Source organism: Streptomyces sp. HUAS MG56 (assembly GCF_058673395.1).
On sequence record NZ_CM178722.1, the window covers coordinates 5,399,618 to 5,424,020 of the forward strand.

22 protein-coding genes are annotated in these 24,403 nt (G+C 71.0%); 12 read left to right on the plus strand and 10 right to left on the minus strand.

Annotation, left to right across the window (positions count from 1 at the left end; genetic code table 11):
• Positions 1-128 precede the first annotated feature (128 nt).
• Together serS and AC4OXY_RS25620 are read left to right on the plus strand one after the other, a co-directional pair.
• Positions 129-1,406, plus strand: coding sequence for a serine--tRNA ligase (gene serS, locus AC4OXY_RS25615; RefSeq protein WP_376287877.1), 1,278 nt, complete (start codon positions 129-131; stop codon positions 1,404-1,406).
• Positions 1,403-2,203, plus strand: coding sequence for an HAD family hydrolase (locus AC4OXY_RS25620; protein WP_356032369.1), 801 nt, complete (start codon positions 1,403-1,405; stop codon positions 2,201-2,203). Before serS ends, AC4OXY_RS25620 begins: the two co-directional genes overlap by 4 nt.
• Positions 2,204-2,541: 338 nt before the next feature.
• On the opposite strand, the gene AC4OXY_RS25625 is transcribed toward AC4OXY_RS25620, so the two are convergent.
• From AC4OXY_RS25625 to AC4OXY_RS25645, 5 genes are all read right to left on the minus strand, one after another.
• Positions 2,542-2,793 (minus strand): SGM_3592 family protein, encoded by a 252-nt coding sequence (locus tag AC4OXY_RS25625; RefSeq protein WP_376287879.1) that lies wholly within the window; start codon positions 2,791-2,793, stop codon positions 2,542-2,544.
• A gap of 78 nt (positions 2,794-2,871) precedes the next feature.
• The gene (locus tag AC4OXY_RS25630; protein ID WP_356032373.1) at positions 2,872-3,591 is read right to left on the minus strand and encodes an ABC transporter permease; all 720 of its coding nucleotides are present in this window, start codon (positions 3,589-3,591) and stop codon (positions 2,872-2,874) included.
• 10 nt (positions 3,592-3,601) lie between these two features.
• Positions 3,602-4,513: an ABC transporter ATP-binding protein gene (locus tag AC4OXY_RS25635; protein WP_356032375.1), complete on the minus strand. Its 912-nt coding sequence runs from the start codon at positions 4,511-4,513 to the stop codon at positions 3,602-3,604.
• The gene (locus tag AC4OXY_RS25640; protein ID WP_356032377.1) at positions 4,510-5,418 is read right to left on the minus strand and encodes an ABC transporter permease; all 909 of its coding nucleotides are present in this window, start codon (positions 5,416-5,418) and stop codon (positions 4,510-4,512) included. The genes AC4OXY_RS25635 and AC4OXY_RS25640 overlap by 4 nt, the downstream gene beginning before the upstream one ends.
• A complete protein-coding gene (locus tag AC4OXY_RS25645) occupies positions 5,408-6,391 on the minus strand; it encodes an ABC transporter ATP-binding protein (RefSeq protein WP_356032489.1) in 984 nt (327 codons plus the stop codon). The genes AC4OXY_RS25640 and AC4OXY_RS25645 overlap by 11 nt, the downstream gene beginning before the upstream one ends.
• 255 nt (positions 6,392-6,646) lie before the next feature.
• On the opposite strand from AC4OXY_RS25645, the gene AC4OXY_RS25650 reads away from it, so the two are divergent.
• The 7 genes from AC4OXY_RS25650 (at position 6,647) to AC4OXY_RS25680 (ending at position 13,371) form a co-directional block, all read left to right on the plus strand.
• Positions 6,647-7,489, plus strand: a complete 843-nt coding sequence (locus tag AC4OXY_RS25650; RefSeq protein WP_071374970.1) for a M24 family metallopeptidase — start codon at positions 6,647-6,649, stop codon at positions 7,487-7,489.
• Between the two features lie 32 nt (positions 7,490-7,521).
• A complete protein-coding gene (locus AC4OXY_RS25655; RefSeq protein WP_491994640.1) occupies positions 7,522-9,276 on the plus strand; it encodes an SDR family oxidoreductase in 1,755 nt (584 codons plus the stop codon).
• Position 9,277: 1 nt separating this feature from the next.
• Positions 9,278-10,225 (plus strand): MerR family transcriptional regulator, encoded by a 948-nt coding sequence (locus tag AC4OXY_RS25660; protein WP_376287882.1) that lies wholly within the window; start codon positions 9,278-9,280, stop codon positions 10,223-10,225.
• A 121-nt stretch (positions 10,226-10,346) separates the two neighbouring features.
• Positions 10,347-10,907: an RNA 2'-phosphotransferase gene (locus AC4OXY_RS25665; RefSeq protein WP_376287884.1), complete on the plus strand. Its 561-nt coding sequence runs from the start codon at positions 10,347-10,349 to the stop codon at positions 10,905-10,907.
• A 69-nt stretch (positions 10,908-10,976) separates the two neighbouring features.
• Positions 10,977-11,435, plus strand: coding sequence for a hypothetical protein (locus tag AC4OXY_RS25670; protein WP_491991130.1), 459 nt, complete (start codon positions 10,977-10,979; stop codon positions 11,433-11,435).
• Positions 11,436-11,477: 42 nt separating this feature from the next.
• Positions 11,478-12,389 carry an LLM class flavin-dependent oxidoreductase gene (locus tag AC4OXY_RS25675; RefSeq protein WP_356032386.1) on the plus strand — a complete coding sequence of 304 codons (912 nt, stop codon included), beginning with the start codon at positions 11,478-11,480 and terminating at the stop codon, positions 12,387-12,389.
• Positions 12,390-12,483: 94 nt separating this feature from the next.
• Positions 12,484-13,371 (plus strand): HAD-IIB family hydrolase, encoded by an 888-nt coding sequence (locus tag AC4OXY_RS25680; protein ID WP_362820646.1) that lies wholly within the window; start codon positions 12,484-12,486, stop codon positions 13,369-13,371.
• Positions 13,372-13,390: 19 nt separating this feature from the next.
• Here AC4OXY_RS25680 and AC4OXY_RS25685 read toward each other — a convergent pair whose 3' ends face one another.
• The 4 genes from AC4OXY_RS25685 to AC4OXY_RS25700 are packed head-to-tail and all read right to left on the minus strand — an operon-like array spanning position 13,391 to position 19,730.
• Complete coding sequence (locus AC4OXY_RS25685; RefSeq protein ID WP_491991131.1) at positions 13,391-13,645, minus strand: hypothetical protein; 255 nt, start codon at positions 13,643-13,645, stop codon at positions 13,391-13,393.
• The gene (cydD, locus tag AC4OXY_RS25690) at positions 13,642-17,142 is read right to left on the minus strand and encodes a thiol reductant ABC exporter subunit CydD (protein WP_491991132.1); all 3,501 of its coding nucleotides are present in this window, start codon (positions 17,140-17,142) and stop codon (positions 13,642-13,644) included. The genes AC4OXY_RS25685 and cydD overlap by 4 nt, the downstream gene beginning before the upstream one ends.
• A 59-nt stretch (positions 17,143-17,201) precedes the next feature.
• Positions 17,202-18,206 carry a cytochrome d ubiquinol oxidase subunit II gene (cydB, locus tag AC4OXY_RS25695; protein WP_376287889.1) on the minus strand — a complete coding sequence of 335 codons (1,005 nt, stop codon included), beginning with the start codon at positions 18,204-18,206 and terminating at the stop codon, positions 17,202-17,204.
• 15 nt (positions 18,207-18,221) lie between these two features.
• A complete protein-coding gene (locus AC4OXY_RS25700) occupies positions 18,222-19,730 on the minus strand; it encodes a cytochrome ubiquinol oxidase subunit I (protein ID WP_356032395.1) in 1,509 nt (502 codons plus the stop codon).
• 208 nt (positions 19,731-19,938) lie between these two features.
• On the opposite strand from AC4OXY_RS25700, the gene AC4OXY_RS25705 reads away from it, so the two are divergent.
• Positions 19,939-20,322: a cyclophilin-like fold protein gene (locus tag AC4OXY_RS25705; RefSeq protein ID WP_362820651.1), complete on the plus strand. Its 384-nt coding sequence runs from the start codon at positions 19,939-19,941 to the stop codon at positions 20,320-20,322.
• A 15-nt stretch (positions 20,323-20,337) separates the two neighbouring features.
• Here AC4OXY_RS25705 and hisC read toward each other — a convergent pair whose 3' ends face one another.
• The gene (gene hisC / locus AC4OXY_RS25710; protein WP_356032401.1) at positions 20,338-21,417 is read right to left on the minus strand and encodes a histidinol-phosphate transaminase; all 1,080 of its coding nucleotides are present in this window, start codon (positions 21,415-21,417) and stop codon (positions 20,338-20,340) included.
• 431 nt (positions 21,418-21,848) lie between these two features.
• Between hisC and AC4OXY_RS25715 the strand changes: the two genes are divergently transcribed.
• The gene (locus AC4OXY_RS25715; protein WP_079176901.1) at positions 21,849-22,961 is read left to right on the plus strand and encodes a LacI family DNA-binding transcriptional regulator; all 1,113 of its coding nucleotides are present in this window, start codon (positions 21,849-21,851) and stop codon (positions 22,959-22,961) included.
• A 287-nt stretch (positions 22,962-23,248) separates the two neighbouring features.
• On the plus strand, positions 23,249-24,352 hold the full coding sequence (locus AC4OXY_RS25720) for a metallophosphoesterase (RefSeq protein ID WP_356032405.1): 1,104 nt from the start codon (positions 23,249-23,251) through the stop codon (positions 24,350-24,352).
• Positions 24,353-24,403 lie beyond the last annotated feature (51 nt).

The window sequence follows — 24,403 nt, forward strand, 5'->3', positions numbered from 1 at the left end:
CCCTTGACTTGTTCCGACACGTTCCGCAATTCGTCCATAACGGAACGTAAGTGACAAATAGTGGCGCATCGGAACTCCACGGAATAGTGATTCGTGAGCGGCGAGCCCGCACCGGTAGCCTTGGCCTCGTGATTGACCTTCGCCTGCTTCGTGAGGACCCCGACCGTGTGCGCGCGTCCCAGCGCGCCCGTGGAGAGGATGTCGCGCTCGTCGACTCCCTCCTGTCTGCCGACGAGCGGCGCAGGTCCTCCGGCGTCCGCTTCGACGAGCTGCGTGCCGAGCAGAAGCAGCTCGGCAAGCTGATCCCCAAGGCCACCGGCGACGAGAAGGCCGAGCTGCTGAAGAAGGCCGGCCAGCTCGCCGCCGACGTCAAGGCCGCCGACGCCGACCGCGACGCGGCCGACGCCGAGACCCACGAACTGCTCCTCCGGCTGGGCAACCTCGTCCACCCCGACGTGCCCGTCGGCGGCGAGGAGGACTTCGTCACGCTGGAGACGCACGGCACGATCCGCGACTTCGGTGCCGAGGGCTTCGAGCCCAAGGACCACCTGGAGCTGGGCCAGCTGCTCGGCGCCATCGACGTCGAGCGCGGCGCCAAGGTCTCCGGCTCCCGCTTCTACTTCCTCACCGGTGTCGGCGCCCTGCTGGAGCTGGCCCTGGTGAACGCGGCGATGGCCCAGGCCACGGCCGCGGGCTTCACCCCCATGCTCGTCCCGGCCCTCGTCCGCCCCCAGTCCATGGCGGGCACCGGCTTCCTCGGCCAGGCGGCCCAGGACGTCTACCACCTCGACAAGGACGACCTGTACCTGGTCGGCACCTCCGAGGTCGCCCTCGCGGCGTACCACATGGACGAGATCATCGACGCCGACAGGCTGCCGCTGCGGTACGCGGGCTTCTCGCCCTGCTTCCGCCGCGAGGCCGGCTCGCACGGCAAGGACACGCGGGGCATCTTCCGGGTGCACCAGTTCGACAAGGTCGAGATGTTCTCGTACGTCGACCCCGAGGACTCCCAGGGCGAGCACCAGCGCCTGCTGGAGTGGGAGAAGCAGTGGCTGACCTCGCTGGAGCTGCCGTTCCGCGTGATCGACGTCGCCTCCGCCGACCTCGGCTCCTCGGCCGCCCGTAAGTACGACTGCGAGGCGTGGATCCCGACCCAGGGCAAGTACCGCGAGCTGACCTCGACCTCGGACTGCACCGAGTTCCAGTCCCGCCGGCTGTCGATCCGTATGCGGGACGGCAAGCAGGTCAAGCCGCTCGCCACGCTCAACGGCACGCTGTGCGCCGTACCGCGCACGATCGTGGCGATCCTGGAGAACCACCAGCTGGCCGACGGCTCCGTCCGGGTCCCCGAGGTGCTGCGCCCCTACCTGGGCGGCCGCGAGGTCCTGGAGCCGGTCACGCAGTGACGGGTTTTCCGTACCGGCTGATCGCGACCGACCTCGACGGAACGCTCCTGCGCTCCGACGAGTCGGTCGCGCAGCGCACCCGTGACGCGCTCGCCGCGGCCACCGCGGCGGGCGCGGCCCACATCGTCGTCACCGGCCGCGCCGTCCCCTGGACCCGGCACATCCTGGACGACCTCGGCTACGACGGTCTCGCCGTCTGCGGCCAGGGCGCACAGGTCTACGACGCCGGCGCCCACCGCCTGCTGACCTCGGTCACCCTGGACCGCCAGCTGGCGGGGGTCGCCCTGGCCAAGATCGAGGCCGAGGTGGGCCCGCTGTACCTGGCGGCGAGCCGGGACGGGTTGGACGGCGACGTGCTGGTCGGGCCCGGCTACGCGGTCACGGGCACGCTGCCCGCGGTCCCCCTGACGGACGCGTCCGACCTCTGGACGGCCCCGCTGAACAAGATCTACATACAGCACCCGACGCTGTCCGACGACGACCTGGCGCAGGCGGCCGAGCGCGCGGCCGGCGGCTTCGTCACCGTGGCCATGGCGGGCGAGGGCATCGTCGAACTGCTCCCGCTCGGCCTCTCCAAGGCCACGGGCCTGTCCCTGGCGGCCCGCCGCCTGGGCCTGAAGGCCGCGGACACGATCGCCTTCGGCGACATGCCCAACGACATCCCGATGTTCGCCTGGGCCGCCCGGGGCGTGGCCATGGCCAACGCCCACGAGGCGCTGCGCGAGGTGGCCGACGAGGTGACCACGTCCAACGAGGACGACGGGATCGCGGTGGTCCTGGAGCGGTTGCTGGGCTGAGGGCCGGGGAGGCGGCCGCGCGGCCAACCGCTGTGGGCCGTCGTTCCGCAGAACGGAACGGGTGGGCACAGCCTGCAGCGCGGGGCGCCGACATGACCAACCCCTGCTGAAGACCGGCCGTACCACAGCGGCAGCGCCTCGCGGCCGCCCCGGACAGCTCCTGTGGCTCCACGGCGGGGTAACTACACCGGAGCCGGCCTCGGGCTGTCCTGTCGGGAGCCGGGCGTACTGCCGTGCATGGGCATCGCCCACCTCCACTCCCGGATCAGGGCGCCGGGACGTTCCCGGCGGATGGGGCACAACCACTCTGCCCCGCAGCCCGGTTGGGCGCCACCGAATTACCGGCGGCGCCACCTGCGGCGCCGGGCCTTGCCGAAGAACCAGCCCGCCGGCGGCTCGTCGGAGCGCCATGGCTGCGGCTCGGGCGCCTCGGCACGCCAGCGGGCGGCGAGCATACGGGCCCGCGCGGACGGCTCGGAGGTCTCGGCGCCGCGTATGAAGGCCTCGTCCAGGACCAGTTCGTCCAGTCTGTCCCCGGCGTCGCCCCCGGACCGTCCGCGCCCGTCGTTCTCCGGTATCTCCTCCGTCATCGACGACCTCCTCGCCGTGCATCCGCTTTGCTCAGTTCGCCCGGACCGGTGTGAAGCCCCCGTCAAGCCGCCGGAGGTCTACTCCTCGCCCGCGAGCTTCAGCGCCCGCAGCTTCTGGCCGGCGTACCAGGTGGCCAGCACGGTGACCGCCACCAGCAGCACCATGGCCGTCGGCAGGCCCACGGTGGAGGTCACGAGGTCCCCGCCGGCGACCTTGTGGGCGACGGCCAGCGACCACTGCTGGACGCTGAGCGTGCGCGCGCCGGGCACCAGGGAGCCGAACAGCGCCTCCCAGACCAGTGCGTACACGAGCCCGAAGACCACGGCGTGCCGGGAGACCGTGCCGAGCAGCAGGAACAGCGCCGAGTAGGCGATGGACGAGACCAGCGCGGCGACCGTGTAGGCGACGGCGATCTGCTGGCCGTTGCCGTTGAGGATCAGGCCCGCGATCAGGGTCGGCAGCGCCGAGAAGACCATGGTCACGGCGATGGCGACGATCAACTTGGTGAAGATGATCGTGGGCCGCTTCAGCGGCTTGGCCAGCAGGTAGACGACGGAACCGTCGTCGATCTCCGGGCCGATCGCGCCCGTGCCCGCGATGACGCCGATGATCGGCACCATCGTGGCGATCGCGAAGCCGCCGAGGACGTCGGCCGCGGTCTGGTCGTCGGCGCCGGTCAGGGCCCGCACGGCCACGGCGAGGACGATCAGCAGCACCGGCAGCGCGCCGAGGATGAGGGCCCGGCGACGGCCGAGCAGGGCCCGGTAGGTGAGCCGGGCGACAGTGGGGTCGTACATCTTCGGCCTCCTACGCCGCGACCAGGTAAGAAAAGACGGACTCCAGGGACTCGTCGGACGGCGAGACCGTGAGGAGCCGGATGCCGTGGTCCCGGGCGACCTTCGGCAGCAGGGCGGTGAAGCGGCCGAAGTCCACGGCCTGGATGCGCAGCGCGCCCTCGCTGTGGTCCACCTCGATGCCGGCCGTCGAGGGGTCGGCGATCAGCGCGGCCGCGAGGGCGCGGTCGTCGCTGGAGCGGACGAGGTAGCGGTGCGGGCGGTCGGTCATCAGGCGGCGGATCCTGCGGAAGTCGCCGCTGGCCGCGTGCCTGCCGGCGACGACGACCTCGATGTGCCGGGCGAGCTGCTCGACCTCTTCGAGGATGTGCGAGGAGAACAGCACCGTGCGGCCCTCGTCGCCCATCTTCCGCAGCAGGTCCATCAGTTGCATGCGCTGGCGTGGGTCCATGCCGTTGAACGGCTCGTCCAGCAGGAGCAGCGACGGCTCGTGGACGAGGGCGCTCGCCATCTTCACGCGCTGGCGCATGCCCTTGGAGTACGTCGAGATCTTCCGGTCCTGCGCGTACTCCATCTCGACCGTGGCCAGGGCCTTCTGGGCCGCACCCGCGCCCAGGCCGTGCAACTCGGCGTTGGCCACGACGAATTCGCGGCCGGTGAGGAAGTCGTACATCGCCTCGCGCTCGGGGACGATGCCGATGTGCCGGTAGATGGCCTCGTTGCGCCACACCGGCTGTCCGTCGAGGGTGACCGTGCCGGTGGAGGGGGCGAGGAAGCCGCCCATCATGTTGATCAGGGTGGACTTTCCGGCGCCGTTGGGGCCGAGCAGGCCGGTGACGCCGGGGCCGATCGTCATCGTGATGTCGTTGACGGCGACCACGTTGCCGAACCAGCGGGAGACGTGGTCGATGCTGAGCGTGGTCACAGTCCCACCTTCTTGTAGCGGCGCATCAGCAGGCCGTAGCTGCCGGCGATCAGGGCGAGCACGACCAGGACGTAGACCACGCCCTGTCCGGCCGACGGGTTGATCGCGCCGGGGTTGCGGGCGGTCGCGCCGAGGAAGGCCGACTGGACGCCGTCGATGAGCGTGACGGGCGAGAACAGGCCGATCCACGGGATGGCGGACGTGTGGTTCTGCACGTTGGCGATGGCCTGGAGCGTGGAGACCGCGCCGTAGGAGATGACCATCACGGCGATCACGGCGGCGATACCGAAGCCCCGGCGCGGGGTGACGGCGGCGATGACCAGGCCGATGCCGGCGAACAGCAGGGAGAGCAGCGCCACGGAGACCAGTCCCTCGGCGAATTCCTTCGTCTGGTGGGCGAAGCCCAGCTTGGCCAGCAGCGCGCCCACGTACATCACGAGCAGGGGAGTGGCGGTCAGGATGAAGACCGCCGAGGCCAGCGACGCGTACTTGGCGCGGACGTAGTCGGCGGTCTCGATGGGCCGCGAGAAGTACAGCGGCACGGTCTTGAAGCGCAGGTCGCGGGAGACGGACTGGGGTGCCTGCGCGGCGACGTACAGGCTGATCACGGCCTGCATGATGATCGCGTAACGGGTGTACGTCACGGGCAGTTCGTGCGCCTTGGTGAAGACGGTGACGGCCACCATGATGGCGGCGGGCACGCACATCACCGCGAACAGCACCATCGGCAGCACCTTGGACTTCACCGAGCGGCCGAGTCCGTAGGAGCCGCGCAGGGACTGCGCGTACAGCGAGCGGCGGGCGTAGGCGCGGCCGAGGCGGGGGCCGTCGTAGCCGCGGTAGCCGATGTCGTGGATGCGGGTCTGGTCGCCGGCCGGGGCCGGCAGGGGGCGCTCAACCGCCATGTCCGACGGCCTCCTTCCGCTGCTTGTCGCTGCTGTGTCCGTCGTCGGTGAACACCTCGGAGATGTGGTGCCGGCGCTGCTCCATGCGCACCAGGCCGAGGCCGAGGTCGGCGACGACGTCCCGGACGAGGTCGTAGATCTCCTCGCTCTCGGCGGTCAGCAGCAGGACGTGGCCCGCGCCGGGCAGTCCGGCGCCCTCGTCCTGCGTGTCCAGTCCGCGCGCGTGGAGCGCCTCGCGGACCGCGCGGGTGCCGTCGGGGTGGGTCTCGCTGTCGGTGACCTCGATCGCCAGGGTGGTCGTGGTCTGGGTGAAGTCGGTGGTGGAGCTGGAGCGCAGGAGCTTGCCGCCGTCGATGACGACGACGTGGTCGCAGGTGCGCTCCAGCTCGCCCAGCAGATGGGAGGTGACCAGGACGGAGATGCCGAAGTCGGTGTGGATGCGGCGGATCAGGCCGAGCATGTCGTCCCGCCCGACCGGGTCGAGGCCGTTGGTCGGCTCGTCCAGGAAGACCAGCTCCGGATCGTGCACCAGCGCCTGGGCGAGCTTGACCCGCTGCTTCATGCCCGTGGAGTAGCCGCCGATGGGGCGGTAGCGCTCCTCGTACAGGCCGACGTGGCGCAGGGTGTCCGCGGTGCGCTCGCGGGCGGCGGCGGGCGGCAGGCCGGACATGCGCGCCATGTGGACGACGAACTCGGTGGCCGAGACGTCGGGCGGCAGGCAGTCGTGCTCCGGCATGTACCCGACGCGCTCGCGGATGGCGCGGCCCGACGACGGGGCGGCGACGTCCAGGCCGAGCACTTCGGCGCGGCCCTCCGTGGCGGGGGACAGACCCAGCAGGATCTTGATCAGGGTGGACTTGCCGGCGCCGTTGGCTCCGACGAGTCCGGTCACACCGGGTCCGATGTCCACGGACAGCCGGTCGAGAGCGGTCACCCGGGGGAACCGCTTGCTCAGGCTTTCGGTCGCGATCACAGTCACGCATACGACCGTAGTGATGCGGGCCACGCCGGTCGTCAGACCTCAGAGCCGTCTTCGTGTCAGTCCCAGGTATTACGGGGCCCTAAGGGATGCCCTGCCTAAGGGTTACCGCGGGTTTTCCACAGCCTGTCGTCCCTCCTATTGACGCCGCCTCTAACAACTGTCACATTCACCAATGTCAAGTTACGGACGCGTACCGCAGTCGGCGAGGCGACGCGTCGAGTCGGCGGCACGACGGGACGGGGCGGCATGACGACGGCAGTGAGCAGCGAACTCTCCGTGGAGCTGCGGGGGTTCAGGCGGGTGCAGCGCCTCGCCTACGAGTGCGCGGAGGCGGTCGCGGCGCGCCTGGAGCCGGGTGTGACGGAGCGCGAGGCGGCGCGGATGCAGCGCGAGTGGCTGCGCGAGCGCGGGGTGCGGGACTGGTTCCATCTGCCCTTCGCCTGGTTCGGCGACCGCACGGCGTTCGTGAACTTCCGCGTCCCGCTCCAGTTCTTCCCCACCGACCGCGCCCTGGCGCCCGGGATGCCGTTCATCCTGGACATGGCTCCGGTCTACGAGGGGTACACGGCGGACATCGGCTACTCGGGCTCCCTCGGAGTCAACCCGGTGCAGGACCGGCTGATGGCCGACCTGGAGGCGCACCGGGAGCTGATCCTGCGCGAGGTGCGCGAGCGGCGCCCGCTGCGCGAGATCTACGAGGACGTGGACCGCCTCATGGTCCGCCAGGGCTACGCCAACCGGCATCGCGCGTACCCGTTCGGCGTGATCGCCCACAAAGTGGACCGGGTGAAGCAGCGCCGTTTCTCCCCGCACCTGTTCGGGTTCGGCACGCAGTCCCTGAAGGGGCTGGCCGCCGACGCGCTGCACGGCCACCGCGAGGGCTGGTCGCCCCTGTGGTCGCCGTACCGCTTCTCCGACCACCCGCCGCAGCCGGGCCTGTGGGCGGTCGAACCCCACCTCGGCTTCCGGGGTACGGGCGCGAAGTTCGAGGAGATCCTCGTGGTCACCGACTCCGGGGACCCCGAGCAGAGCGCGTTCTGGCTGGACGACGATCTGCCGCACGTGCGGCGCTGGGCGGAGGAGAAGTGACGGCGGACGGCGCGGGAGAGGCGAGGGCGGGCGTGACGCTGAAGGGGGCGCGGGAGCGCCGGATCGCGACCGGCGGGGTCGAGCTGTGCGTGGCCGAGCTGGGCGATCCGGAGCAGCCGACGGTGGTGCTGGTGCACGGCTACCCGGACAGCAAGGAGGTCTGGTCGGAGGTGGCCGGCCGGCTCGCCGGCCGCTTCCACGTGGTGCTGTACGACGTCCGGGGCCACGGCCGCTCGACGGCGCCGCAGCCGCTGCGCGGCGGCTTCACGCTGGCCAAGCTCACCGACGACTTCCTGGCCGTGCTGGACGCGGTCAGCCCGGACCGGCCGGTGCATCTGGTCGGGCACGACTGGGGCTCGGTGCAGTCGTGGGAGTTCGTCACGGTGGGCCGCACGGAGGGCCGCATCGCCTCCTTCACCTCGATCTCCGGCCCGTCCCTGGACCACTTCGGACACTGGATCAACGCGCGCGTGAAGCGGCCGACGCCCCGCCGGGTGGGCCAGCTCCTCGGCCAGGGCGCCAAGTCCTGGTACGTGTACATGCTGCACACGCCCGTGCTGCCCGAGCTGGCCTGGCGCGGCCCGCTCGGCAAGCGCTGGCCGCGCATCCTGGAGCGCGTCGAGCAGGTCCCCGGCGGCGACTACCCGACCGCGTCCCTGTCCTCCGACGCGGCGCACGGCGCCTGGCTGTACCGGGACAACGTCCGCGCCCGGCTGACCAGGCCCCGCCCCGACGCGTACGCACACGCGCCCGTGCAGCTCATCACGCCGCAGGGGGACGCGTTCCTGTCCGAGCGGCTCTACGACGACCTGGAGCGGTGGGCACCGCAGCTGACCCGCCGCACGCTCCCGGCCAAGCACTGGGTGCCGCGCACCCGGCCCGACCACGTCGCCTCCTGGATCGAGGAATTCATCATGTCCGTCGACGGCGGCCGGCCGGAACCGAAGGCCACCGGCCGCCACGCGGCCCGGTTCGGCGGGCAGTTGGTGCTGGTCACCGGCGCGGGCAGCGGCATCGGCCGGGCCACGGCCTTCGCCTTCGCGGAGGCCGGCGCGCGCGTGGTCGCCGTGGACCGCGACGCCGAGTCCGCGGCCCGCACCGCCGAGCTGTCCCGGCTCGTCGGCGCGCCCGAGGCCTGGGCGGAGACGGCCGACGTCTCCGACGAGCAGGCCATGGAGAAGCTCGCCGAGAAGGTGCACCGCGAGTACGGCGTGCTGGACGTGCTGGTCAACAACGCGGGCATCGGCCTGTCCGGCTCCTTCTTCGCCACCACGACCGACGACTGGCGCAAGGTCCTGGACGTCAACCTGTGGGGCGTGATCCACGGCTGCCGGCTCTTCGGCGCGCGGATGAGCGAGCGCGGCCAGGGCGGCCACATCGTCAACATCGCCTCGGCGGCGGCCTTCCAGCCCTCCCGGGCCCTGCCCGCCTACAGCACCTCCAAGGCGGCGGTGCTGATGCTCTCCGAGTGCCTGCGGGCCGAACTCACCGGTCAGGGCATCGGGGTGAGCGCGATCTGCCCCGGCATCGTCAACACCAACATCACCTCCACGGCCCGCTTCGCCGGGGTCGACGAGACGGAGGAGCGGCGCCGGCAGAAGAAGTCGGCGCGGCTGTACGGCAAGCGCAACTACCCGCCGGAGAAGGTGGCCGAGGCGATCCTGGACGCGGTGACCGGCGACAAGGCGGTCGTCCCGGTGACCCCGGAGGCGCGCGGCGCCCACCTCATGTCCCGATTCCTGCCCGGGGCGCTGCGGCGCATCGCGCGCGTGGAGCCGAGGCTGTGAGATGACCGGACCGCCGCCCGCGCGGACGTACCGCATCGAGGACCTGGCGCACCACACGGCCACGACGGTGCGGACCATCCGCGCCTACCAGGACCGCGGTCTGCTCCCCCGGCCCGAGCGCCGGGGCCGCGCCAACCTCTACTCCGAGGCGCACCTCACCCGGCTGCACCAGATCGCCCACCTCCTCGACCGCGGCTACACCCTGGCGTCCATCAAGGAGTTGCTGGAGGCCTGGGACACCGGCCGGGGCCTCGGCGGGGTGCTCGGCCTGGTCACCGAGGTGGAGGGCCCGTGGACGGACGAGCGCCCCGCCCGGGTCACCCGGGCCGAGCTCGACGCCCGCTTCGGCGCCGCGCCCGACGACGACGCCGTGGCGGAGGCGGTCGAGCTGGGCGTCCTGGAGCGGATCGAGGGCGACCCGGACACGTTCTCGGTGCCGAGCCCCCAAGAGCTGGCCGTGGCCGTCGAGTTGCACGCGGCCGGGGTGCCGCTGTCCGCGATCTCGGACCACCTGCGGGAGTTGAGGGGCCAGGTCGAGCACATCGCCGCCCGTTTCCTGGAGTTCACCAGCGAGTACGTCTTCGCGCGCTACCTGGACGATCCCGGGCGGCGCACGGACGCGCACGCGGCGGAGGCGGCCTCGCTCGTGCGCCGGCTGCGACCGCTGGCCCAGCAGACGATGGAGGCCGAACTGGCCCGGGCCATGCGCACATTGGCGACCAGACATCTGCGCACCCACCTCGTGACCGAGAAGCCGGCGCCGGAGGCGTCCGCCACCCGTTCCGTGCCCCTGCCGACCGAGACGATCTCCGCCGTGGAAAGGCTCGTTGGTCCGAGGCATGTCGCCGAGTTCATCGCGCTGGCGGCCGAACGGGAGGCGAGGGCACGGTCCTTGGACCAGTTGGCCTCAGTCTCCACTGCGGACAAGGAACTTCCCGAACCATCATAAACCGCCCGTCACTTATCCACAGTTTCACCAATTCCCCTGTGGATAACCACAGTTGGTTGTGGATCAAACCTGGGGACAAAAAAGACCTGCGTGATCCGCGTCTCTCGCGCACGCTGGACACATGAAGGAAGAGCATGACCAAAGACGCACCGTGAAGGTGTCGAAATACCTCTCCAAGCACCTGCGCCACCAGCCGGAGCGGATCGGGCTCACCCCGGACCCGGCCGGCTGGGTGGAGATCGACGCGCTGATCGCCGCGGCCGCCGCGCACGGGTTCCCGGTCACGCGCGAGGAGCTGGACCACGTGGTGGCCGCCAACGACAAACAGCGCTTCGCGGTCGACGGCGACAGGATCCGCGCCAGCCAGGGCCACAGCATCGAGGTCGACCTCGGCCTGCCCCCGGCGACCCCGCCGCCGTACCTCTACCACGGGACCGTCGCCCGCGCCCTGGACGCGATCCGCGCACAGGGACTGCGGCCCATGAACCGGCACGACGTGCACCTGTCCGCCGACCGCGAGACCGCCACCCGGGTCGGCGCCCGCCGCGGCCGCCCCGTCGTGCTCGCCGTGGACGCCGGCGCCATGCACCGTGACGGCCACGTCTTCCACGTCAGCGCCAACGGCGTCTGGCTGACGAAGGCCGTACCGCCGCGACACCTGCGCTTCCCCGGCTCCCGCTGACCCCTGGTGACCTGCGCTCTTTCCCTCCCTCCGAGGAACCTTCGCGCGCGTGCCGCCGTCCTCGGTGGTATGGACCACTCGCCCGTACACCTGCCGACCACCCAGGCCGCCGTCGACGCCCTGCGCGCCCTCGCCGCCCGCTACGCGCGCGAGATCGAGGTCAACGACGACATCGGCGCCGACCGGACCTCCCGCCGCGACGCCGCGGGGATCGGAGTGATCACGGATCCCGACGGCTCCCTGCCGCACGAGGCGTACGTCGAGTTCGGCGGCCTGCCCCAGGTGAGCGTGCGGCTCTATCCGGACGACGACGCGCTGATCACCGTCGAGGGCGTCGAGTGCCCCGACATCGCGCGCGACGACGTCCCGGCCTTCCTCCGCTCCGTCTTCGACGGCCTCGCCCACGTCAGGACGCGCCGCTTCCCGCCCGGCTACCGCCTGGTCGTCCCGCTGCCCGGCGACCGTACGCACACGGAGTACGTCCCGATGATCCTGCTGAGCCCGTGGCTGAGCCGGAACGTCCGCTGATCGTTTGGGTCGTTGTCCGTGGGGCCGCTTACTCTCGAACGCATGAGCCTGCGTCTGAGCACCGTGATCCTGCCCCACCGCCGCTGGAGCGAAGGCGGCCGTTCGACCTGGACACGGGCCGAGCAGCTGGGCTTCCACACCGCGTACACCTACGACCACCTGTCCTGGCGCACCTTCCGTGACGGCCCCTGGTTCGGCGCGGTCCCGACCCTGACCGCGGCCGCCGGCGTCACCGAGACCCTGCGCCTCGGCACGCTGGTGACCTCGCCGAACTTCCGGCATCCGGTGACCCTCGCCAAGGAGCTGATCTCCCTCGACGACATCTCCGGCGGCCGGATCACGCTCGGCATCGGCGCCGGCGGCACCGGCTTCGACGCGACGGCGCTGTTGAACAGCAGCCAGGAGCCGTGGAGCCCGCGCGAGCGCGCCGACCGCTTCGCCGAGTTCGTGCCGCTGCTCGACCGGCTGCTCACCGAGGACGCGGTGACCCACGACGGCCGGTTCTACTCGGCGGACGAGGCGCGCAACATCCCCGGCTGTGTGCAGCGGCCCCGGCTGCCGTTCGCGGTGGCGGCCACCGGCCCGCGCGGTCTCAAGCTCGCCGCGCAGTACGGACAGGCGTGGGTGACCACGGGCGACCCGAAGCTCTACGAGACCGGGACTCCGGAGCAGTCCGTCGAGGCCCTGCGCGGCCAGCTGGGCAAGCTGTCCGAGGCCTGCGCGGCCGCCGGGCGGGACGTGGCCGAGCTGGACAAGATCCTGCTCACCGGCTTCACCCCGGACCGTGCCCAGCCCCTCCGGTCCGTGGACGCCTTCGTGGACTTCGCCGGCCGGCACCGGGAGCTGGGCTTCACCGAGATCGTGATCCACTGGCCCATCCCGGACTCCGACTTCGCCGCGGACGAGAAGGTCTTCGAGAAGATCGCCATGGAGGCGCTCGCTCAACTGGGCTGACGCGGAAGGCCCTCCGGTGCACCGGATGCCGTCCGTGCCGCTGAGCGTCATCTGCGTCTCATCTGTGCGGAGTCCCGCACGGGCGTGCGGGCATATGCGCGAGAATGGCCGGGTGACCTCAGCGACCAGACAGCCCGGGACCCCGTCCGCCGCCCTACGGCCGCGGCTGATCGCCACCGACCTCGACGGCACGCTGCTGCGGGACGACAAATCGGTCTCCCCACGGACCGTCGCGGCGCTGGCCGCCGCCGAGGAGGCGGGCATCGAGGTCTTCTTCGTCACCGGCCGCCCGGCCCGCTGGATGAACGTCGTCAGCGACCACGTCCACGGCCACGGCCTGGCGATCTGCGGCAACGGCGCCGCCGTGGTCGACCTGCACGGCGGCCCCGGCGCCCACCGGTTCGTGAAGGTGCGCGAACTGGCCCGCCCGAACGCCCTGGACGCCGTACGGCTGCTGCGCGAGGCGGCGCCCGGCACGGTGTTCGCGGTCGAGCAGACCTACGGCTTCCACCAGGAGCCCGACTATCCCAAGCTGCACCTGGAGATACCGGACAACCTCCAGCCCGCCGAGCGGCTCCTCGCCCCCGACGGTCCGGACGCCGACCAGCCCGTGCTCAAGATCCTGGCCTACCACCCGGACCTCGATCCCGACGCCTTCCTCACCCTCGCCCGGATCGCGATCGGCGACCGCGCCAACGTCACCCGCTCCAGCCCCAGCGCCCTGCTGGAACTGAGCGGCCCCGACGTCTCCAAGGCCAGCACGCTCGCCCTGTGCTGCGCCGAGCGCGGCATCTCGCACGACGAGGTCGTCGCCTTCGGGGACATGCCCAACGACGTCGAGATGCTGACCTGGGCCGGCCGCTCGTACGCGATGGGCAACGCCCACCCCGACGTCGTCGCCGCCGCGTCGGGCCGCACGGTCGCCAACAACGAGGACGGTGTGGCGGTCGTGATCGAACAGCTTCTGGCGGACCGCTTCTAGGTCCTGCCGGCCCGGCGTCTCAGGTTCTCGCCGGTGAGGTCGCCGACGGCCGCGTCGACAGGGCCGAGGAAGCGGTGCGAGGGCGTGAACGCGGCGGTACGGCGGCCATGTTGATCTGCGCGGCGAACTGCAGCATCCGGAAGTCGGTGGCAGCGGCCGTCTCACCGCTCCGGTCCAGCGTGGTGTGCCGTTCCAGCCCGCTGCCCACGGACCGCATCGCCGCCGGCAACTGCGGCATCCGCAGGGCGGGCTCGACGGCCCGGGTGACGGTCACCGCGCCGCCACCAGCGACTCCGCCGCCTCCTCCCGCAGCGCCATCGCCCGCAGCGGCCCGTCCACGGCGACGAGCTCCGCGTACCCGCCCCGCTGCACAACCCGGCCCGCGTCGAGCACGATCACCTCGTCCACCGCGTCCAGGCCCGCCAGCCGGTGGGTGATCAGCAGCGTCGTACGGCCCTCGGTCGCGGCCAGCAGATCGGCGGTGAGCGCGTCGGCCGTCGGCAGATCCAGGTGCTCGGCGGGCTCGTCGAGGACCAGGACGGGGAAGTCGGCCAGCAGCGCACGGGCCAGCGCGAGCCGCTGGCGCTGACCGCCGGACAGCCGCGCCCCGTGCTCGCCGACCAGCGTGTCCAGGCCGTTCGGCAGCGAGTCCACCCAGTCCAGCAGCCGGGCCCGGGCCAGCGCCCGGCGAAGATCGTCCTCGGTGGCCTCCTTCCCGGCCAGCAACAGGTTCTCGCGCACCGAACTGTCGAAGAGATGCGCGTCCTGCGCACACAGCCCGACGAGCCGCCGTACGTCGTCACCGGCCAGCGCGTACGCGTCCACACCGGCGAGCATGTACGCGCCCTCCTCCGGGTCGAGGAACCGCAGCAGCACCTGCGCGAGGGTCGTCTTGCCGGCACCGGAGGCCCCGACCACGGCGATCCGCCTGCCCTGCTCCAGCGTGAGGTCGAACCCGGCCAGCGCCTCCCGCCGCTGCCCCTCGTACCGCGCGGCGAGCCCCTTGACCACCAGCGGGAACGGCGAGGCCGGCGCCTGGCGCGGCCGCTCCGGCTCACGTACGGGCTCCGGGGTGTCCAGCACCTCGTACACCCGCTCCGCGCTGCGCCGCACCCGCTGCCGGTGGCGCACGGCGAGCGGCAGCCCCAGGACGCCCTCGAAGGCGGCCAGCGGGGTGAGGACGACCACGGCCATCGCCACGCCGCCGAGTCGGCCCGCGGCCACCGCCTGGGCGCCGAACAGCGCGGTGGCAGCGACGGTCAGGCCGCAGATCAACGCGGTGAGCCCGTCGCCGAGCGCGGTGGCCACGGCGGCGCGCGAAGCGATCCGGGTGAGCGTGCCGTCGGCGCGCCGGGCCGCGTCCTTACGGGCGGGCAGCGCACCGGCGACGGTCAGTTCGGCGGTGCCGGTGAGCAGATCGGTGACGCGGGTGGCGAGCACGCCCCGCGCGGGCGCCAGCCGCCGCTCGGCGCGCCGGGCCACGGAGGCGGTGACGAGGGGAACACCGACCCCGGCCGCCGCCAGACCGACCGCGAGGGCGGCCCCGGCCTCGGGCAGCAGCCACGCCGTGAAGCCGACGGAACCGGCCGAGACGAGGACGGCCACGGAGGCGGGCAGCAGCCAGCGCAGCCAGTAGTCCTGGAAGGCGTCCACGTCCGCGACCAGCCGGGTCAGCAGATCACCGCGCCGGGCGCTGCGCAGTCCGGCAGGCGCGAGTCGCTCCAGACGCCGATAGACCGCGACCCGGGTGTCGGCCAGCATCCGCAGCACGGCGTCGTGCGACACCAGCCGCTCGGCGTACCGGAAAACGGCCCGCCCGATCCCGAAGGCCCGCGTCGCCGTCACGGCCACCATCAGATACAGCACGGGCGGCTGCTGCGAGGCCCGCGAGATGAGCCACCCGGACGTCGCCATCAGCCCGACGGCACTGCCGAGCGCGAGAGCCCCGAGCACCAGCGCCAGCACGAGCCGCCCGCGCAGGGGCCGGGCAAGCCCGCGAACCCGGGCAAGGGGGCTGCGGGGCTGGGCGGGGGTCTGCTCCGGCAGGTCTGTCGCGGCTGTCGGGTCACTCTCCAGCCGAGAATGGCGGGTGGTGGGCAGGCAAGGGCGAGGGTCCAGGGAGTGGAGCTCCCCGGCATGCTCACGGCCGGTCAACCGAACGACCCGGTCGGCCACATCCAGCAGCGCAGGCCGATGGACCACAAGAAGCACAGTCCGGTCCACCGCCAGCCGTCGCACCGCTGCCACGACCTCCGCCTCGGTCTCCCCGTCCAGCGCGGCCGTCGGCTCGTCCAGCAACAGCACAGGCCGGTCGGCGAGAAACGCCCGAGCCAGCGCCAGCCGCTGCCGCTGCCCCGCCGACAGCCCGGCCCCGTCCTCGCCGAGCACGGTCTCCGCCCCCTCGGGCAGCGCGTCCACGAACTCCAGCGCGCCCGCGTCCCGCAACGCCCGCCGTACGGCACCGTCGTCCGCGTCGGGCCGGGCCAGCCGTACGTTCTCCGCGATGGTCCCGGCGTACAGGTGCGGCCGCTGCGGCACCCAGGCGATCCGCGAGCGCCACTCCTCCAGGTCCAGGCCGGCCAGCTCCGCGCCACCGATCCGCACCCGGCCCTCGGCGGGCTCCACAAAGCCCAGCAGCACGTTCAACAGTGTCGTCTTGCCCACACCGCTCGGCCCGACCAGCGCCACGGTCTCGCCGGGCTCGACGGTGAACGACACGTCGCTCACCGCGTCGCCGGAGCGGCCGGGGTAGCGGACGGTGACCCCGTCGAAGGCCACCGCGCCCTCGGGCACCGCACCCGTGCCGGACGCCGGGACCGGCGTCTCCAGCACCGCGAAGATCTCCTCCGCGGCGGCGAGCCCCTCGGCCGCCGCGTGGAACTGCGCCCCGACCTGGCGCAGCGGAAGGTAGGCCTCGGGCGCCAGCACCAGGATCACGAGACCGATGTACAGGTCCATGTCGCCGTGGACGAGCCGCATGCCGACCGTCACCGCGACCAGGGCCACCGACAGCGTGGCGAGCAGTTCCAGCGCGAAGGAGGAGAGGAAGGCGATCCGCAGGGTCTGCATGGTCGCCTGCCGGTACTCGCCGGTGATCCGGCGGATGGACTCGGCCTGCGCCTTGGCCCGGCCGAACACCTTCAGTGTGGGCAGACCCGCGACCACGTCCAGGAAGTGGCCGGACAGCCGGGACAGCAGCCGCCACTGACGGTCCGTCCGGGACTGCGTGGCCCAGCCGATCAGGACCATGAAGAGCGGGATGAGCGGCAGGGTGCCGACGATGATCGCCGCCGAGACCCAGTCCTCGGTGACGATCCGCGCCAGCACCGCCACCGGCACGACCACCGCGAGCCCCAACTGCGGCAGATAGCGCGAGAAGTAGTCGTCCAGGGCGTCCACGCCCCGCGTGGCCAGGGTGACCAGCGAGCCGGTCCGCTGACCGCCCAGCCATCCAGGACCGAGCGCCGCCGCCCGGTCCAGAAGGCGACCGCGCAGTTCGGACTTCACCGCCGCGCTCGCCCGGTGGGCGGCGAGTTCGGTGAGCCAGGCGACGACCGAACGGCCCACCGCCACGGCCACCAACAGCAGCAGGGGAGTGCGCAGTTCAGCGACGGACCCCCCGTGCTGGAAGGCACCGACGACGACCTCGGCGATGAGCATCGCCTGGGCGATGACCAGCCCCGCACCGACGGCTCCCAGGCCGACGACCGCCACGAGGAAGAACCGGGTGGCGCGTGCGTAGCGCAGCAGACGCGGATCGATTGGTTTCACGTGAAACGTGCCCTTCGGCCCAGAGGGCGTGTTTCACGTGAAACACACCCTCGGCGGACTCAGTGCGCGATATCGGCGATGTGCTGCGTGCCGATCCGCTTGCGGAACACCCAGTACGTCCAGCCCTGGTAGAGCATGACGAGCGGGGTGGCAATCGCCGCACACCAGGTCATGATCTTCAAGGTGTACGGGCTCGACGAGGCGTTGGTGACCGTCAGGCTCCAGTCCCCGTTCAGGGTGGACGGCATGACGTTCGGGAAGAGCGACAGGAAGAGCATCGCCACGGCGGCCACGATGGTGAGGCCGGACAGGGCGAACGACCATCCCTCGCGCCCGGCCTGGTTGGCCACCAGAGCGGCGACCAGCGCGGCGACGGCCACGATCAGGGCCACCAGGCTCCTGCCGTTACCGCTGTGGTCCTGCGTCCACAGCAGGAAGGCGAGAGCCACGACGGCCGCGACGAGACCGACCCGCAGGGCCAGCTTCCGTGCCCGCACCCGGATGTCCCCCACGGTCTTGAGCGCGGTGAACACCGCGCCGTGGAAGGTGAAGAGGGTGAGCGTGACCAGGCCGCCGAGCAGGGCGTAGGGGTTGAGCAGGTCCCAGACGGTGCCGACGTACTCGAAGTGCTGGTCGATCTTCACGCCCCGCACGATGTTCCCGAAGGCCACGCCCCACAGGAAGGCCGGGATCAGCGAGGTCCAGAAGATCGTGTGCTCCCAGTTGCGCTGCCAGTTCTCCTCGGGCCGCTTCGCGCGGTACTCGAAGGCGACGCCCCGGAGGATCAGGCAGACCAGGATGACCAGCAGGGGCAGATAGAAACCGGAGAAGAGGGTGGCATACCAGTCCGGGAAGGCCGCGAAGGTCGCACCGCCGGCCGTGAGCAGCCACACCTCGTTCCCGTCCCACACGGGCCCGATGGTGTTGATCAGCACCCGGCGCTCCGGCCGGTCGCGGGCCAGCATCTTGGTGAGGATGCCGATCCCGAAGTCGAAGCCCTCCAGGAAGAAGTAGCCGGTCCACAGGACGGCGATCAGGACGAACCAGACGTCGTGAAGATGCATAACTGTTCCCCCGGCCTAGTAAGAGAAGGCCATCGGCTTGTCGGCGTCACGGGTGTCGCCGCCGATCTTCGTGGGCGGGTTGAGGTCGGCCTCGGTCAGCTCGGGCGGACCGGCCTTGACGTACTTCGCGAGCAGCTTGACCTCGACCACGGCGAGGATCGCGTACAGCGACGTGAAGACGATCATCGAGGTGAGGACCTCGGCCTGGGAGACCCCGGGGGAGACCGCGTTGCGGGTCTGGAGGACGCCGTAGACGGCCCACGGCTGGCGGCCCGTCTCGGTGAAGATCCAGCCCCAGGAGTTGGCGATCAGCGGGAAGGCCAAAGTCCAGGTCGCGATGCGCCAGTACCAGGGGGACAGCTTCGAGCCGAGTGCCTTGTTCTTGAACAGCACCAGGTGCGGCACCTCGTCCTCACCGACCCGCAGATGCTGCGGCAGCATGAACTTCTTGCGGGTCAGCCACAGCCCGGCCAGGCCGATCGCGAAGGAGGCCATCCCGAAGCCGATCATCCAGCGGAAGCCCCAGAAGGCGACCGGGATGTTGGGCCGGTAGTCGCCCGGGCCGAACTTCTGCTGCTCGGCCTTGTTGACGTCGTTGATGCCGGGGACGTACGAGGTGAAGTCGTCGTTGGCCAGGAAGGACAGCAGGCCGGGGATCTCTATGGCCACGGTGTTGTGGCCCTTCTGCACGTCGCCGTAGGCGAAGATCGAGAAGGGCGCCGGTTTCTGCCCGTCCCACAGCGCCTCGGCCGCTGCCATCTTCATGGGCTGCTGCTTGAACATGACCTTGCCGAGGGTGTCGCCGCTGATCGCGGTGAGCATGCCGGCGATGACCACGGTGATCAGGCCCAGCCGCAGCGAGGTCTTCATCTCGCGGATGTGCTTCTTGCGGGCCAGATGGTAGGCGGAGACACCGACCATGAAGGCGCCACCCGTCAGGAAGGCCGCCGTCAGGGTGTGGAAGGCCTGGCTGAGCGCGGTGTTCTGGGTCAGCACGGCCCAGAAGTCGGTCAGCTCGGCACGCCCCCTGGCCTTGTCGATCTTGTAACCGACCGGGTGCTGCATCCAGGAGTTGGCGGCGAGGATGAAGTACGCCGAGAGGATCGTGCCGATCGAGACCATCCAGATGCAGGCCAGATGGATCTTCTTGGGGAGCTTGTCCCAGCCGAAGATCCACAGGCCGATGAAGGTGGACTCGAAGAAGAACGCGATCAGCGCCTCGAAGGCGAGCGGCGCACCGAAGATGTCACCGACGAACCGCGAGTAGTCGGACCAGTTCATGCCGAACTGGAACTCCTGCACGATGCCGGTGACCACGCCCATGGCGATGTTGATCAGGAAGAGTTTGCCCCAGAACTTGGTCGCCCTGAGGTACTTCTCCTTCTCCGTGCGCACCCAGGCCGTCTGAAGCCCGGCCGTGAGGGCGGCCAGGGAGATCGTCAGCGGGACGAACAGGAAGTGGTAGACGGTGGTGATGCCGAACTGCCATCGCGCCAGTGTCTCCGGCGCCAAAGCCAATTCCACGTCGTCAGCTCCTTACTTCGCCGTGGTAGCGGCAGTTTGCCCCTTTTGCCACACACATCATGGGAGCAATCGGGACGCGCTTGTGAACGCGTTCACATTCACAAGCCATTATGACGCACTGATTTTCAGCCTGGCGAGGCGGGGTGGCTGTAGTGCCACGAAGTCAAGACCTTGGCAGCGACTTCAACATCTTGTTGAATTGCGCGCCATGCAGATACGGATCTCCTGGCCCGCGGGGCACATCACCGCGACCCTCGACGCAGCCACACCGACCACGCAGGCCCTCGCCAAGGCACTGCCGTTCTCCTCCAGCGCCCACACCTGGGGCGAGGAGGTGTATTTCGACACAGGTGTCTCTGTTTCACGTGAAACGGACGCCCGGCAGGTCGTGGAGCCGGGCACCGTGGCCTTCTGGACAGACGGCGACGCGCTCGCCCTCCCCTATGGCCCCACACCGATCTCGCGAGGCGACGAGTGCCGCCTCGCGAGTCCGTGCAACATCCTGGGGCGCCTCGACGGAGACCCCCGGGCCCTGGCGACCGTACGGGACGGCGACCCCGTCCGCGTGGAGCTGACCGGAGACCAGGACTGACCCTCCTGCCGGGGGCTACAGCTCCTTGCGGAACGACTCCGCCACCTTCAGGAAGATGTCGTTCGCCTCGGTCTCGCCGACCGTGACCCGCACACCCTCGCCGGGGAACGGCCGGACCACCACTCCGTGCTGCTCACAGGCCTGGGCGAACGCGACCGCACCCTCCCCGAGGCGCAGCCAGACGAAGTTGGCCTGCGTCTCCGGTACCGTCCAGCCCTGGCCGCGCAGCGCGTCGACCACGCGTGTGCGCTCACCCACCAACGAGCCGACCCGGCCCAGCAGTTCGTCCTCGGCCCGCAGCGAGGCGATCGCCGCCTCCTGTGCGAGCTGGCTGACGCCGAAGGGCACCGCCGTCTTGCGCAGCGCCGCCGCGACCGGCTCATGGGCGATCGCGAAACCGACCCGCAGCCCGGCGAGCCCGTAGGCCTTGGAGAACGTGCGCAGGACGCAGACGTTGGGGCGGTTCCGGTAGATCTCGACACCGTCGGGCACCTCGGGGTCGCGGATGAACTCCCGGTAGGCCTCGTCCAACACCACCAGCACATCGCCGGGCACCCGGTCGAGGAACCGCTCCAGCTCGGCCCGCCGCACCACCGTGCCGGTCGGGTTGTTGGGGTTGCAGACGAAGATCAGCCGCGTCCGGTCGGTGATCGCCTCCACCATCGCGTCCAGGTCGTGCACATCACCGGGCGTGAGCGGCACCTGCACCGACCGGGCACCGCTGACCTGCGTGATGATCGGGTACGCCTCGAAGGACCGCCAGGCGTAGATCACCTCGTCGCCGGGGCCGCTGGTGGCCTGGACGAGCTGCTGGGCGACGCCTACGGAGCCGGTGCCGGTGGCCAGGTGGGAGAGCGGAACGCCGAAACGCTCCGACAGCTCGTTCATCAGCCCGGTGCAGGCCATGTCCGGGTAGCGGTTGAAGTCGGCCGCGGCCGCCGTGACGCTCTCCATCACGCCGGGCAGCGGCGGGTACGGGTTCTCGTTGGAGGACAGCTTGTAGGCGACCGGCCCTTCGGCCGTGGCGGGCTTGCCCGGCTTGTAGGTAGGGATACCCTCCAGCTCGGCGCGCAGCTTCGGGCTCGTCTCGCTCACCGCAGTCCTCCTCGCGACCGCCGGCGGACCGTCGACACCGCCGGCTTCCAATACTCCACACCTTATGAGGATTCGGCCCCGGTGCGTACAGGTTGCCGGGACGGCGACAGGAGAACCTCGCCCCCCTCGGCGCCATCGCGGGCATCCCGGCACGAAGGCGTACGTTTCCGGGGGCGCGCCGTACATATATCTATGCGCCGGTGGCTTGCGCCGTGGCGCGCATCCCCCGTCCAGGTGAGTTGAGACCTCTTCGAGACATCAGGCACTTAGCAGGCCCACACGCGTCGCCGCGTCACGTCTTACCCCTGGATCGTTCAACTGTCTTTCTTTCTAAGGCAGTTGACCCCGAATGACCATGCAGAAACGTGCCTGTCAACGCGTGCATATGCGTCCGCACTACCCCACCGCATGAGCCCTACTATCGGCTCGCCATGACAGCAGCAGGGAAGCACCAGGTGAGCCGCGCGGAAACCTCACGTCGAGGCAGTCGGCCGGGCCGGGCGGGCATCAGAGACGTGGCCGCCGCCGCCGGAGTCTCCATCACGACCGTGTCCGACGCCCTCAACGGCAAGGGCCGGCTCCCGGATGCCACCCGGCGCCATGTCCGCGAGGTCGCCGACCGGCTCGGGTACCGCCCCTCGGCCGCCGCCCGCACCCTCCGTACCGGCAAGTCGGGCCTCATCGGCCTGACCGTGACGACGTACGGGGATGAACCTTTCACCTTCACGGAGTTCGCCTACTTCGCGGAGATGGCCCGGGCCGCCACGTCGGCGGCGCTCGCCCGCGGCTATGCCCTCGTCATCCTGCCCGCGACCTCCCGCCACGACGTGTGGTCCAACGTCGCCCTGGACGGCACGGTCGTCATCGACCCCTCCGACCAGGACCCGGTGGTCAGCGAGCTGGTCCGGCAGGGGCTCCCGGTCGTCTCCGACGGCCGCCCGGCCGGCGCGCTGCCCGTCACCGCCTGGGTCGACAACGACCACGAGGCCGCCGTACTCGGGATCCTCGACCATCTCGCCGACGCCGGCGCCCGCCGTATCGGCCTGCTCACGGGCACCTCGACGGACACGTACACGCATCTGTCGACCACGGCCTATCTGCGCTGGTGCGAACGGGTCGGCCAGACCCCGGTCTACGAGGCCTATCCGGCGCACGACCCGTGCGCGGGCGCCGTCGCCGCGGACCGGCTCCTGGCCCGCCCCGACCGGCCCGACGCGGTCTACGGCCTGTTCGACCCCAACGGCACCGACCTGCTCGCCGCTGCCCGCCGCTACGGGCTGCGCGTCCCCGACGACCTGCTGCTGGTGTGCTGCAGCGAATCCACGGTCTACGCCAGCACCGAGCCGCCCATCACCACGCTCTCCCTGAAGCCGCGCCGCATCGGCACCGCGGTGATCCAGCTCCTGATCGACGCCATCGAGGGCGTCGAGTCGGACCATCCGGTCGAGCAGGTGATACCGACCGAGCTGATCGTGCGCACCTCCTCCCAGCGGCGTCCCCCGCGCACGACGGTGAGCCCGCCGCGGTCACCGGACAGGGCCTAGGGCCGCACAGTACGGGGCGCGCGCCCCGTACTCTCGGCGGCGGGTGGAGGACACCCGGCGGGTCGGCGACCGGCCCGCCTGCCGGGGGTCCGGCCGACGCGAACCAGGCCGAACACCTGCCGAAACGGGGCGAAAGCGGCGGTGAACTGGAGTCCTGTTCCGATTCACCACCCCTGGGTCATCACACGGCGCGACGCGCATTCCTATGATGGGCCCACGACACCGCGGACCGCTGCGACCAGGCAGTCCGAAGCGGTGCAGCTGCGGCGCGATGGTGGAGGGGTCTGATGACTCAGGGGGCCGGTCAGGGACCCGAGGTGGAGCGGACGGCGACGCTGCGCGACTTCCGGGTACCGGCGTACGTCCACGAGACCGGTCCGTACGTCCGCACCGCCGACCCGGGTGACGCCGCGCAGCCCCGTCCGGGCGACGCCGTGCCGCCCGCCGACGAGGCGTACCCCGACGGCTACACGCCCACCCGGCGCGACCTGCCGGTCATCACCCGCACCGACACCGTCCAGGTCCAGGTCGAGCCGGCGCCCGCGGCCCCGGCGCCGCAGCCCGCGTCCGGCTCCGGACCGCTCTTCGTCGTCGGCGACGTGCACGGATACCTCGACGAACTGATGACCGCGCTCCAGGAGCAAGGGCTCGTCGACGCCTCGGGCCAGTGGTGCGCGGGCGACGCCCGGCTGTGGTTCCTCGGCGACTTCACCGACCGCGGACCCGACGGCATCGGAGTCATCGACCTCGTGATGCGGCTGTCCGCCGAGGCCGCCGCGGCGGGCGGCTACTGCAAGGCCCTCATGGGCAACCACGAGCTGCTGCTGCTCGGCGCCAAGCGGTTCGGCGACACCCCCGTCAACTCCGGTGCCGGCACCGCCACCTTCCAGGCGGCCTGGCTGCTCAACGGCGGCCAGAAGACCGACATGGACCGCCTCCAGGACCACCACCTCCAGTGGATGGCCCGCCTCGACGCCGTCGAGGAGGTCGACGGCTATCTGCTGGTGCACTCGGACACCACCGCCTACCTCGACTACGGCGACTCGATCGAGGCGGTCAACGACACGGTCCGCGAGACCCTCACCCGCAATGACGCGGACGAGTGCTGGGATCTGTTCCGCAAGTTCACCAAGCGCTTCTCCTTCCGTGACGAGGGGGGTGCAGACGCCGTCCGTTCCCTCCTCGATACGTACGGCGGTACCCGCATCGTTCACGGTCACAGCCCGATTCCCTACCTCCTCGGCGAAGTCGGCTCCGAGGACGGCGAGGAGGGCAGCGGCCCGGTCGTGGAGGGACCGCACGTGTACGCCGACGGGCTCGCCATCGCGATGGACGGCGGCGTGACCATGGCCGGAAAGCTACTGGTCCGGCAACTTCCTCTGGATAACTGACCGTTCTCCGGGAAGGCGTCCCCCCGGCGGAGTACGCGCAGGCCGGAACGC